Below are 12,523 nucleotides of genomic sequence, written 5' to 3' on the forward strand. Positions count from 1 at the left end.
TAGTACATGGACTTAACCGTAGTCACTTCATGGGAATCTTGGAATCCGATATTCAGTCGCAGCTGCATCAGCTGAGTTGTCAACTTGACCAACTCAGACTGACTCATCGTGATACTTCACTCAAATTCAAACGTGAACAACAAGTTCTTAAACGCGTTGTGGCATCATTGTCTTCAGCTTGCCAGGGTTCGAATACTCAGGTATCCAACTACCTATTTGAAATCCAACAAGAGCTGCAACATCAAAAAGATATCAGCACTCTTATCCCGCGTTTAGCGGTATTAGAGAGGATGCTCAAACAGCAGTCGAAGACGATGGATAAACAGAACGGTTACCTTGACGAACAAATCAAGCACAGTGGTGAAACACTGCAACGTGTCACGGGCTTACCTGCGCAGTTAAAACGTGAACTACGGAACCTGATGAGTTTCTCTGAAGTTCACGCCAGCAATAAAGCTGATCAAGCCACTAAGCTACTGAGTATTTACGAACGAGCTCTGAAAATCATCACGTCTAATTCACGTCTACATCTTAGTGAATTTGAAAACAATCCCGACAGATCTCAGCTTGAGTGCTTAGCCAGCGACCTCCAACATACTATTACAGAGCTAGATTTCGAGGGAGAATCAGGCGATAGATTGCTGGATATTCGCGCTAAGTTGCTCCTTGGCGTGAGTGCCGAGTCTCTCATTGAGCTTACGCTCTCAACGCTGAAATTGGTTGTCGAAGCAACAAAGTTCGAGCGCGAGGCGTCTAGCCAATTCCTTGATCAGCTGAACACTTCTCTCGCAAGTAACCTAAAAACCGTTCATCAGAACGTCGACCAGCATCATACCTACTTTGAACACCGCCAAGAGCTCAACACAGAAATGAACAGCTTGGTTGAATTAAGCCAAAAGTCACTTAATCAAGCTCAAGATATCGCGGCTGTGAAAAAAGAAATCACGCCTCTTCTAGAAAAAATGGCGTCGCTGACAGAGCGACTGAAAATGACGGAAGAGCGAGAGCAAGCGCTGCAAGAACGGTTAAGTTACAGTAAGAACCAACTCGAAGCGGTATTTGAAACTACGCAAGATTATCGTCGACGCTTAGATGACCAAGCTCAGCGTATGTTGCTCGACCCGCTGACTAAAGTTTATAACCGCACTGCATTTAACGATCGACTAGAGCTAGAGTATCGCCGTTGGATTCGCTCTCAGCAAAACCTTCGTGTTGTGCTGTTTGATGTAGACAATTTCAAAGCGGTGAATGATAGCTATGGTTATACGGCTGGCGATAAAGCGCTGAAGATTATCGCTCGTACTATTAACAAGCGCGTATCAGAAACGGAAACAGTGGCTCGCTTTGGTGGCGAGGAGTTCATTCTACTCGTCCCGGAACAATCTGAAGAATACACACTGGATCTGATTAAGCATATCCAGCGTGATATTAGCCAATTACCCTTTAAGTTCCGTGAGCAAAATATCATGATTACCTTAGCTGCTGTATCGACGTCTTTCAAAGAGTCCGATACGCCAGAGTATGTGCTCGATCGTCTTGGCAAGATGCTTGCGGACGCTAAAAAACGTGGAACAAACCAGCTTAACTGGAGCTAGAATTCGTACAAAAAGCGAGCAAACAAACCAAATTTGGTGCAATCTACGCTTTATAACCACCCATTTTCAACGAGTTATCACATTTCTTCCCTTTTAGTCTGCTAAGCTGTAAAAACCCAAGTCACTTCAAGATGATGTATTTATAAAAGGTAAATGTATCATCTTGAGGTTGCTTGGGAGTTGATAACCATAAAACCAAATCGGCCAACTACCTTTCATCAAACCATACGTATAACACCAAAAAGGTAAGTTGGTACTTCCCTCAAATTAATGCAACACAAGGAGGCGTTATGATTACCCATATAAGCCCCGCTGGTAGCATGGACTTGCTATCTCAACTAGAAGTAGAGCGCTTAAAGAACACAGCCTCGAGTGAACTTTATCAGCTGTACCGTAATTGCACATTAGCGGTGTTGAACTCCGGTAGCCATACCGATAACTCGAAAGAACTGCTCGATAAATACCAATCGTTTGATGTCAACGTCGTGCGTCGTGAGCGTGGTATTAAGCTTGAGCTGACTAATCCGCCAGAGCACGCTTTTGTTGACGGCGAAATAATTAAAGGTATCCAAGAGCATCTGTTCTCCGTATTGCGTGATATCGTTTACGTAAACATGCATTTGGCAGACGCCCAGCGGCTCAACCTTACTAACCCAATTCACATTACGAACCTCGTATTCGGCATTCTTCGTAATGCCAGAGCATTAACTCCAGGTATCGCACCGAATCTTGTCGTATGTTGGGGTGGTCACTCTATCAATGGAGTGGAGTATCAGTACACACGTGAAGTGGGTAACGAACTGGGCCTGCGTGAACTTAACATCTGCACAGGTTGCGGCCCTGGTGCAATGGAAGGGCCGATGAAAGGTGCAGCAATTGGGCACGCAAAGCAACGTTATACTCAGCAACGTTATCTTGGTTTAACCGAACCCTCGATTATTGCTGCCGAGCCACCAAACCCAATAGTAAATGAACTGGTCATCATGCCCGACATCGAAAAGCGCTTGGAAGCTTTCGTCCGTATGGCTCATGGTATCGTTATTTTCCCAGGAGGCCCGGGCACAGCGGAAGAGCTACTGTACATTCTTGGCATCATGATGCACCCGGATAACGCCGATCAGCCAATGCCTATCGTATTAACAGGACCAAAAGAGAGTGAAGAGTACTTCCGCTCTATTGATGAGTTCATTCGCGACACACTTGGTGAGGAAGGGCAAAAGCACTACGAGATCATCATTGACAACCCGGCAGAAGTCGCTCGTATTATGAAACGCTCCATGGACTCGGTACGCCTTCACCGAAAAGAGAAAGGCGATGCGTACAGCTTTAACTGGTCATTGAAAATTGAGCCAAACTTCCAACTACCATTCGAGCCTACTCATGAGTCGATGGAACAATTGGATTTAAGCCTAGATCAAGAACCGCAAGTTTTAGCGGCCAACTTGCGTCAAGCCTTCTCTGGCATAGTGGCAGGTAACGTAAAGGCTGAAGGCATTCGAGAAATAGAACGTAGAGGGCCTTTCACCATTCATGGCGACGCAGTCCTCATGAAAAAACTCGATAAGTTGCTAAAAGACTTTGTCGAACAGCACCGAATGAAATTACCTGGCGGTTCAGACTACGAACCGTGTTATCGAATCGCTCACCCGGAAATTGGTGGTCGATAGTCAGGCTAGCATTCGTTACACTAGGGGCATTACGCCCCTTTTTTATTGCTAAGTCATTATGTCTATTCATCTTGTTATCATTGATGCCCTAAACCTGATCCGCCGAGTGCACTCAGCACAACCAGATCCAACCGACATAGCAAGAACCATAACCACAACGCAAAGAACCCTCACTCGCATTCTGTCAGAGGCCAACCCGACACACATCATCGCAGTTTTTGATCACCACGAACAAGACAGAGGTTGGCGCGCTGAAATTCTCCCTGACTATAAGCAAAACCGAAAGCCAATGCCTCAGCCACTACTGCAAGGGTTAGATGCGATTCAACAAGCGTGGTGGGAGCAAGGTATTGATTCATTGCTTTCTGAAGGCGATGAAGCAGATGATTTGGTTGCTACACTCGCAACGAAAGTGGCCAGCCATGGTGAAAAAGTCACCATCGTTTCCACAGACAAAGGTTACTGCCAGCTACTTTCCCCTACCCTACAAATCCGTGATTATTTCCAACACCGTTGGTTAGATGAACCATTTATCGAAAAAGAGTTCGGCGTAAAACCAAATCAACTAGCGGACTACTGGGGATTGACAGGGATAAGCTCTAGCCAGGTTCCGGGCGTACCTGGAATTGGCCCGAAAGCAGCGAAAGAGATTCTCACTCAGTTTGAGAGTATTGAAGCTGCCTACGCTAGTGAAGACCTCGTACCGAAATACCGTAAAAAATTGGACGAGCACATTGAGTCTGCTCGTTTATGTAAACGCGTCGCCGCTTTAAAGTGCGATATCGAACTAGGCTTTAACTTGCAAGATATTCGCTTTTTAGGGCCAAACAAAGCGAAGTAGTGCCCGATGGAAGTTTCACACCATGAAATCCGGCAGATATTAAAAAAGCGCCATTTGAAGGCGCTTTTTCTATTCTAATCACTATTCCCAAAAGACTCGGGGAATAAAGTTAGTAAGGTGAAATATTCGACAGACATTGGATATGAATCGTGATCTCTTCACGATCATGATACAAATGTTTAGCTTGTAGCTTGAACTTTACCTTATTATCAATGAGGAACTGCTTCAGATTTTCAAGGTCTTGCAGCACTTCGTCATAACGCCCTTTCATTGGCAGCTTAAGGTTAAAGATGGCCTCTTTTGCCCAACCTTTTAACAGCCACTGTCCCATCAGGTGAGCAACACGAGCTGGCTTTTCCACCATGTCACAAACAATCCATGTTACGTTCTTGCGGTCTGGTTCGAACTTAAAACCATCCACCATATGGTGCTTGATCTGGCCAGTTTCCATCAAACTGTCTGCCATCATGCCGTTATCTACGCAGTGAACGAACATTGAGCGCTTCACTAATTGGTACGTCCAACCGCCTGGACATGCACCTAAATCCACACCCCACATACCTGGTGCCAAACGCTCATCCCACTCTTCACGTGGAATAAAGACATGAAATGCTTCTTCCAGTTTAAGTGTTGAACGACTTGGAGCGTCTGCTGGGAATTTAAGGCGAGGGATACCCATGAAGAACTGTGAGTTGTTGTCAGTGTAAGAGTAACCAACGTAACAGTGGCCAGGCTCAACAAAGCAAATGTGCAGTACTGGTTTTTTCGCGTTATCTTTGTTCAGCATTAAGCCTTTGCCGCGCAACGCTTGACGCATTGGGACGGTAAACTTACGGCAGAATTTCAGTAGCTCTTTCGCTTCATTTGTATCTGGCGTTTCAATTCTCAAATCACCACAACGAGGGAATGCTTCAATGTCTGCTAGTTCATTCAAAATTGGACTAATGCGGTCATCACTTGGCAACGATTGAAACTCAGCTGCTACCGCAAACATTTGTCGAGCAAAAATTAAAGACTTAAAGTCTAAACCTCTCGCAAGTTTGTCGGCATCTCCATCTTGGTAACACTCGAAGACAACATAACCTGAGTTTCTCTTCACACGAGGGAAGCCATACACTTCCAACTGTGTCGCTTTGTCCTGAATTTCACCAGCACACTCTTTCTCAAAGCCAGAACGGCAATAGAGCATTAGTTGTTTCACTTGGAGACCTCTTTGATATTGAACGCAGCAAAAAAGAACAGACACCAACCAATCATGAACAGTAATCCTCCCACAGGAGTAATTGGCCCAAACCACTTAATGCCCGTCAGCGCCAGCGCGTAAAGACTGCCGCTAAAACAAAAGATGCCGATAATAAAGCAAATCGCCGCAATGAAAAAATATTTTTGTGCTTTTTGTCCCAAATTGAGCAGAAGCAGAATGGCACAAAACACAATCGCCAACGTGTGAATAAATTGATACAGAACTCCGGTCTCAAATACACCGAGCAAATAAGGGGCCAGTGTCGCTTTTAGCCCATGAGCAGCAAATGCTCCAAGAGCGACCGAAATCAGCCCAGACAGAGCAGAGAATGAGAGTAACCACTTACTTTTCACTGTACACCTCTTTTATAAACGCCGCTAACTGCTCTATCGCGAGTGCAATGTTACCCACTTCAGTATGACCTGAGATCTTGCGCGGTTTGAAGCTGTGGTCACCATCAGGTAAAAAGCTCACCGTTACTTGTGACGAAAGGACGAAATCATCGAATTCCTCACGCTTACCAAAGGTGTCTCGTTCCCCTTGCAGAATCAGCGTAGGTTTCTCAATGGTTGCTAAGTGTTCGCCTTTGTATTTCTCTGGCTTTCCCGGCGGGTGAAATGGAAACCCTAAACAGGCAATGCCCGCCACCAGCTCATTTTCAGCCAACAAGCTCGACATACGACCGCCCATTGACTTACCACCAATAACCACGGGAGAAGAAGTAAAGTGAGCGATCACTTCGCTGTATGCTTCGAGCAACTTTGGCGCGCGATCGGGCGGACGCTTTTTGCCATCTTCCGAACGTTTCACCATGTAAGGGAAATTAAAACGCACTACACGAATACCTTGCTCCACTAATCCTTTGGCGACAGCTGTCATGAAGTCATGCTCCATCCCCGCACCTGCGCCGTGAGCAAAAATAAACAGCGGTCCGTTTTCAGGTCCCTCAGCTATCCAGTGATTCATCCAATACTTCCTCTTGTTCTTTTCTCGCGGTTGCTAACATCCAGTCTCTAAACGTTGCGATTCGGCCCATATCTGCCTGCTGTTCATGACACACCACATAGAATGCATTCTTAGATATCAACACCTCGTCGAATGGTGCAATGAGTCGTCCGGCTTCCATTTCAGGTTTGGCGAGTACGTTGTTACCGAGCGCGACCCCCTGACCGTGCGCAGCTGCCTGTAGCACCATCGTTGAGTGACTAAAAATAGGACCGTGGTTTACGTTGATGCCTTCAATGTTGTAATGACGAGCAAACTGCTTCCAGTCTTTACGCGAAGTATCGTGTAACAAAGTATGTAATTTGAGGTCACTTAAAGATTCTAATGGTTTGTTACCCAAAAGTAATGAAGGTGAACAAAGTGGGATCAAAAACTCTTGGTACAATTTATCTGCTCGCAAACCTGGCCAGTTCCCACGGCCATAGTAGATCGCCACATCAACATCATCAGTCAGTGAGCCTTCATCCATATCTACGGCTTTAATACGAACATCGATATCGGGCTCTTGAGCATTAAAATCGGCCAAACGAGGTACAAGCCATTGGATAGCAAAACTCGGCGGTAGGCTAATCGTCAATGCCCCTTTTTCGCTACGTTCCAACACCTTATCTGTCGCTTCCGCAATCGAGGTGAAAATATCTTTGATATCGAGAAAGTAACTTTGGCCTTCTTCTGTTAACAACAAAGAACGATTACGTCGACGGAAGAGCTTCAATGATAAGAACTCTTCAAGCGCTTTAATCTGGTGACTGACCGCGGCTTGAGTAACAAATAACTCTTCTGCTGCTCGTGTAAAACTGAGATGACGAGCAGCCGCTTCGAAGACTCGAAGCGAATTTAATGGAGGCAATCTGCGAGACATATGGGACCTCTAATAGGATTAGTTTTTTTAATCTGAAACATTATAAAATGTCCGTTGTCGAACAGCCAGATAAATTCTATATTTCACCCCGCAACACGGGCCTGAACGGCTTGATTTCTTTGGAAATCAATTGGCTTCGTTGTTGCGATGTTGTGTTTGCAAACTCGTATTTCGAGTTAGGTAGATTTCTACCATAATGTTTTGTCCACACTCCCTGTGACAAAACATATACTTCCTGTATTTATTTTTGACCTGTCTGTCAAATTTGTTACACCGCCTAAATTAGGCGGTGTTTTTTTATCTATCAAAAATCTCCTCCGCATATCTGGCAGCAATATCACTTTATTACTCTTCTTTCGGATTAATTATCGTTATATCAACACAAAGTGTATGGCTTTGCGATAAGCCTCAACATTATGCTAAGTAATGGTTGTCTGTAACGCGATCAAAAACAAAAAAGGCGCAAATTGATGTCTCAATTTGCGCCTTTTAACGTATTTTAACAGTCAGCTATGGACGGTAAACTTTTACGTTGCTGAAGCCTTGCTCTTGCAAGTAAAGCGCTTGCAGACGGCTCATCACACCGCGGTCACAGTAAAGTAGGTATGTCTTAGACTGGTCTAAGTCACCAAACTGTGTACCCAGCTTGTAGAAAGGGATATGTTTCACATCCACACCTTCGATTTCAAGTGGGTTATCGTCTTCCTCTTCAGGACTACGAATATCTAGCACAACCGCGTGCTCTTCTACCGCTTGAACTTGCTCTACTTCTGGTGCGGCTTGCTCAGACTCTTTCGCAATATCACGAATGTCCATCATGCGAGCTTCTTGAACCACTTGCTCAAGGATACTAAAGTCGAATTTCTCTTCTTCAGCTTCTAGCTTGCCTTTCACCGCTTTCACGGTTGGCTTCTTAGAGATAACACCACAGTATTCTGGCATTGTCTTCGCGAAATCTTCTGTGCCGATTTCACGTGCTAGATTGATGATGTCTTCTTTATCCCAGTTGATAAGCGGACGCAGAATCAGCGTGTCTGTTACGTTGTCGATGTGGCGTAGATTGGTTAGCGTTTGGCTCGATACTTGACCTAGCGCTTCACCTGTTACCAATGCTTCGATCTTCATCTTCTGAGCGATCATGCCTGCTGCACGCATGAACATACGCTTCAAGATCACGCCCATTTGGCCGTCATCGACTTTCTCTAGGATTTCCGCAACCACAGGCTCGAAATCAACTGAGATAAAACGTACTTTTGCTGAAGAACCGTATTTGTTCCATAGGTAGTGAGAAACCTGCTTAACGCCGATTTCGTGTGCTGGACCACCTAAGTTAAAGAAGCAGTAATGTACTTTTGAACCACGCTTGATATGAAGATAGCTTGAAACACCAGAGTCGAAACCACCCGAGATCAGGCTTAACACGTCTTCTTGCGTACCCAGAGGGAAACCACCTAGGCCTTTATGACGAGACAATACTTGGTTTAGCTTGTCGTTCGAGACTTCTACCTTGATCGTCACGTCTGGGTTTCGTAGCTTAACACTAGCGCTTTCAATCGCTTGATTTAAACCACCGCCTACATAACGCTCTAGTTCAATAGAGGTAAAGTCATGCTTGCCACGACGCTTCGCACGTACAACAAAGGTTTTATTTTCGAGTGCAGCACGGTTGAGTTCTAGCACTTGCTCGAAGATATCGTGCAAGTCTTTAAATTCAGTTTGCTTCACTTCCAGTACGTGGTGAATGCCTGGTGTATGAGTCAAAACCTCAAGAACTTCAGCGTGGAATTCGTTACTCTCAGAGGTCACTTCAATGTGATCACGACGGTTAAATACCGCGACAGACTCCGTGCGGCTCTTAATGATGTTACGAATGTTGCACTCTAAAATCTTTGTGAAGCGCTTACGCACAGATTCACTTTTTACAAAAATTTCTGGATGGGGCTTTACAATAAATTTCATAGTCTAATTCGCAGGTTAGTTTCGCAATCAACAAAGAGTGACACTCAACTTCAATACTTCATACGCAGTAAAACCGCGTTTCAGTCACAAAAAGTAGTCTGAGCTCACTTTTAAGGCGCAAGATTATACACCCAAGCGGATTGGAAAAACAAAAAAAGCGAGCAATCTGCTCGCTTTCTTATCTCTTTACTGACTTAAAACTAAAGCCTAGTTATTGAATTACCGGCACTTCTTCACTGTAGAGAGGCTCGCCTTGCATAATGCTGATTTCAACCCGTCGGTTAAGCGCGCGATTTTCATCAGAATCATTCGGTAACAAGGGCTCCGTATCTGCCATGCCTCGTACTCTTAAACGTTGATGAGAGAAGCCTCTCACTTTCTCCATCTCTTGCGCGACTGATACTGCACGCTGAGAAGAGAGATCCCAGTTAGAACGATAAAGTTCCGAGTCTAGCGGTCGATTGTCTGTATGGCCAGATACTCGAACAATGCCTGGCACGTCTTTTACTAGCTCTGCAATCTGACGAACTAAAGGACGAAACTTAGGCTGCAAGAAGGCCGAACCTTCTGGGAATGCACCTTTTTCACGCATACGTATAACAATCTGCTGACCGAGGTTTTCAACTTCAATGGCGCCTTGCTCAATCTCTCGCTCTAAGGCTTTCTTGATGCTTTCCATCAAGGTTTCCATCTCTTGCGACATCTCTTTAGATTGCTGTTGTTGCATGTCCGCTTCGGCAGACTCATTGTTTTGAGTTGACGTTTCTGGCGATTGCCCACCCGTTAACTTGCCTTCATCACGTTTTGTGCCACCAGCTCGATCAGACTCCCCTTCATGAAATTCGAGCGTCTGCTGAGTGATGTCCATGGTTTGCTGCATGATGACATCAATCGGAGTTGGTTCCGGCCGACCCGGTCGAAACTCTTGGGCAATAATGCTAGTACCTTTGGGAATGTCTTTCACTTCAAGCTGATTTTGCACACCGAAGGCAAATTTCATTGATCCTGCAATTTGTTTGAACTTCAGTACATCCATCTCAGAAAACGAGAGCAGAAGAACAAAGAAACACATCAGTAGCGACATCAAATCTGCAAATGTCCCCATCCATAACGGGAGGCCAGGTGGCGGACAATCGCATTTGTTATCTTCATCATCCATCACGACTCTCCAAGTTACTCGTCAATCTCAAGGGCACGTTTACCTTCATTGAGGTAGTTCTTCAAGTAACTATCGATCACTCGCGGGTTTTGGCCATCTTGAATCGCTAATACGCCATCCATGATCAAACGGCGATTTAGCGTTTCTTGGTCACGGCGAAGAGAAAGCTTATCCGCAATAGGGAAAAACACCATATTGGACAGGATCGCGCCATACAATGTGGTCAAGAGTGCAACGGCCATTGCTGGTCCAATCGCTTTAGGGTCATCCATGTTTGAAAGCATCGCAACAAGACCAACCAAGGTGCCAATCATTCCCATCGCAGGAGCAACGTCGCCAAAGGCGCGAAATACACCAGTACCTTGCGTATGTCGTTCATCCGTAAGCGCGATGTCTTTTTTGAGTGCCGCTCTCACAACGTCGGCATCATGGCCATCAACCAGTAGATCAATGCCTTTCTGCATGAATGTGTTGTTTATTTCCATCTCTTCAAGAGCAAGAAAACCACCTTTACGTGCCGCGTCGGCCATTTCCACAATTTTTGCGATCAGGTCTTCGGGTTCATCCGCTTTAAACATGAAGGCCTTGCCAGCAATCTTTGTCGCACCAAAAAACTGTCCCATTGTGAACTTCATCAACACGACGAATATTGAGCCACCAACGACAATAAGGATCGACGTGACATCGACAAACATGCCGATGCTGCCACCAAGCACCATCGCCATAATGACGAATGCAAAACCACCAATCAAACCTAATAGGGTTGCTAAATCCACAAAGCACTCCTCACGCTATACTCAAATACTGCCATTGGGCGGATTATTACCTGTATCGACAACTCGCGCAGAATTTTTAGAAAAATCTTAGCTAATGGATCACAAATTACACCTAACAACCTCAACCAAAATATGGGGTTTCACCGCTTAGACTCGTTGAACGCTAATTTTGTGACAATTATATAAGGTTAAATTTGACCAAGTTACTAGGCTAAGGTAACTTTCGTGCATCTTACCCGAGGCTTGATTAAGGCAGAAAAAAGATGGCGGTCAAGAAACCAGAAAACATGACCTTTGAAGCAACCATTGAAGAGCTTGATAGCTTGGTTGATCAATTAGAAAATGGCGATCTTGCTCTAGATGATGCCCTGCGTAAGTTTGAACGAGGCATTGCCTTAGCTCGTGCAGGCCAAACTAAATTAAGCGACGCCGAACAGCGCGTGAGCATTCTTCTTAGTGAAGATGATGAAGCACCACTGAGTGACTTCAAACCAGATTCAGAATAACAATCAGTAGTGAGCAATGTGATGCAACAGACATTGACGTCTTTTCAACAAAGAAACAATCAGCAATTGAATTTGTGGCTCGATCAGCTTCCATATCAAGAGCAGCCATTGATTCAAGCAATGAAATACGGCCTTTTGCTAGGTGGAAAACGCGTTCGCCCTTTTCTTGTTTACATCACAGGTCAAATGCTCGGCTGTAAACCTGAAGACTTAGACACCCCCGCCGCTGCTATCGAATGTATACATGCCTACTCACTCATTCATGATGATCTGCCAGCCATGGACGATGATGAACTGCGTCGAGGTCAACCAACTTGTCATATTAAGTTTGATGAAGCAACCGCAATACTGACAGGTGACGCACTACAAACTCTTGCCTTCACTATTATTGCTGATGGTCAATTAAGCCCGGCGGCTGAAGCTCAACGCATCAGCATGATCAAAGCCTTAGCGCATTCCTCTGGTGCCAGCGGCATGTGTGTAGGGCAAGCCTTAGATTTAGGCGCGGAAAATCGCCAAGTTTCTCTTGAAGAAATGGAAGAGATACACCGTAAAAAAACCGGAGCTCTGATTGATTGTGCGGTAAAATTAGGTGCATTAGCTGCTGGTGAGAAAGGTATCGAGGTTCTACCTCACTTGGAGCGCTACTCAAAAGCAATTGGTTTGGCGTTTCAGGTTCAAGACGATATTCTTGATATCATCAGTGACACAGAAACACTGGGTAAGCCTCAAGGTTCCGACCAAGGTCTGAATAAGAGCACTTATCCTTCCCTGCTGGGTTTAGAGGGAGCCATAGAGAAAGCTCACACTCTGTTACAGGAAGCACTTCAAGCATTGGAAGCTATCCCATACAATACTCAGTTACTCGAAGAGTTCGCCCGATATGTCATCGAGCGCAAAAATTAACACT

12 protein-coding genes are annotated in these 12,523 nt (G+C 45.2%); 5 read left to right on the forward strand and 7 right to left on the reverse strand.

Annotation, left to right across the window (positions count from 1 at the left end):
* Window positions 1-29 precede the first annotated feature (29 nt).
* The 3 genes from R7E47_RS13565 (at window position 30) to xni (ending at window position 4,103) form a co-directional block, all read left to right on the forward strand.
* Window positions 30-1,595 carry a sensor domain-containing diguanylate cyclase gene (locus tag R7E47_RS13565; protein WP_222716749.1) on the forward strand — a complete coding sequence of 522 codons (1,566 nt, stop codon included), beginning with the start codon at window positions 30-32 and terminating at the stop codon, window positions 1,593-1,595.
* Window positions 1,596-1,885: 290 nt separating this feature from the next.
* The gene (gene ppnN / locus R7E47_RS13570) at window positions 1,886-3,262 is read left to right on the forward strand and encodes a nucleotide 5'-monophosphate nucleosidase PpnN (RefSeq protein ID WP_047102074.1); all 1,377 of its coding nucleotides are present in this window, start codon (window positions 1,886-1,888) and stop codon (window positions 3,260-3,262) included.
* Between the two features lie 58 nt (window positions 3,263-3,320).
* A complete protein-coding gene (gene xni / locus R7E47_RS13575) occupies window positions 3,321-4,103 on the forward strand; it encodes a flap endonuclease Xni (protein ID WP_025768895.1) in 783 nt (260 codons plus the stop codon).
* A gap of 109 nt (window positions 4,104-4,212) precedes the next feature.
* Here xni and rlmM read toward each other — a convergent pair whose 3' ends face one another.
* From rlmM to pomA, 7 genes are all read right to left on the reverse strand, one after another.
* Complete coding sequence (rlmM, locus tag R7E47_RS13580; RefSeq protein WP_017820611.1) at window positions 4,213-5,304, reverse strand: 23S rRNA (cytidine(2498)-2'-O)-methyltransferase RlmM; 1,092 nt, start codon at window positions 5,302-5,304, stop codon at window positions 4,213-4,215.
* The gene (locus R7E47_RS13585; protein ID WP_042521214.1) at window positions 5,301-5,699 is read right to left on the reverse strand and encodes a DUF423 domain-containing protein; all 399 of its coding nucleotides are present in this window, start codon (window positions 5,697-5,699) and stop codon (window positions 5,301-5,303) included. Before R7E47_RS13585 ends, rlmM begins: the two co-directional genes overlap by 4 nt.
* Window positions 5,689-6,312, reverse strand: coding sequence for an alpha/beta fold hydrolase (locus tag R7E47_RS13590; protein ID WP_005383614.1), 624 nt, complete (start codon window positions 6,310-6,312; stop codon window positions 5,689-5,691). Before R7E47_RS13590 ends, R7E47_RS13585 begins: the two co-directional genes overlap by 11 nt.
* A complete protein-coding gene (locus R7E47_RS13595; RefSeq protein WP_005383616.1) occupies window positions 6,293-7,213 on the reverse strand; it encodes a transcriptional regulator GcvA in 921 nt (306 codons plus the stop codon). Before R7E47_RS13595 ends, R7E47_RS13590 begins: the two co-directional genes overlap by 20 nt.
* Before the next feature lie 510 nt (window positions 7,214-7,723).
* Window positions 7,724-9,172, reverse strand: coding sequence for a tRNA uracil 4-sulfurtransferase ThiI (gene thiI, locus R7E47_RS13600; RefSeq protein ID WP_005383617.1), 1,449 nt, complete (start codon window positions 9,170-9,172; stop codon window positions 7,724-7,726).
* 211 nt (window positions 9,173-9,383) lie between these two features.
* Entirely contained in the window at window positions 9,384-10,331 is a 948-nt protein-coding gene (locus R7E47_RS13605) for a flagellar motor protein MotB (RefSeq protein WP_042521210.1), read from the reverse strand.
* Between the two features lie 14 nt (window positions 10,332-10,345).
* Complete coding sequence (gene pomA, locus R7E47_RS13610; RefSeq protein ID WP_005381564.1) at window positions 10,346-11,107, reverse strand: flagellar motor protein PomA; 762 nt, start codon at window positions 11,105-11,107, stop codon at window positions 10,346-10,348.
* Between the two features lie 263 nt (window positions 11,108-11,370).
* Between pomA and xseB the strand changes: the two genes are divergently transcribed.
* Window positions 11,371-11,613, forward strand: coding sequence for an exodeoxyribonuclease VII small subunit (gene xseB / locus R7E47_RS13615; protein ID WP_005381566.1), 243 nt, complete (start codon window positions 11,371-11,373; stop codon window positions 11,611-11,613).
* A gap of 21 nt (window positions 11,614-11,634) precedes the next feature.
* Window positions 11,635-12,519, forward strand: coding sequence for a (2E,6E)-farnesyl diphosphate synthase (ispA, locus tag R7E47_RS13620; protein ID WP_033905843.1), 885 nt, complete (start codon window positions 11,635-11,637; stop codon window positions 12,517-12,519).
* Window positions 12,520-12,523: the final 4 nt, after the last annotated feature.

This window comes from Vibrio sp. Vb1026 (assembly GCF_033338745.1).
Classification (GTDB): domain Bacteria; phylum Pseudomonadota; class Gammaproteobacteria; order Enterobacterales; family Vibrionaceae; genus Vibrio; species Vibrio alginolyticus.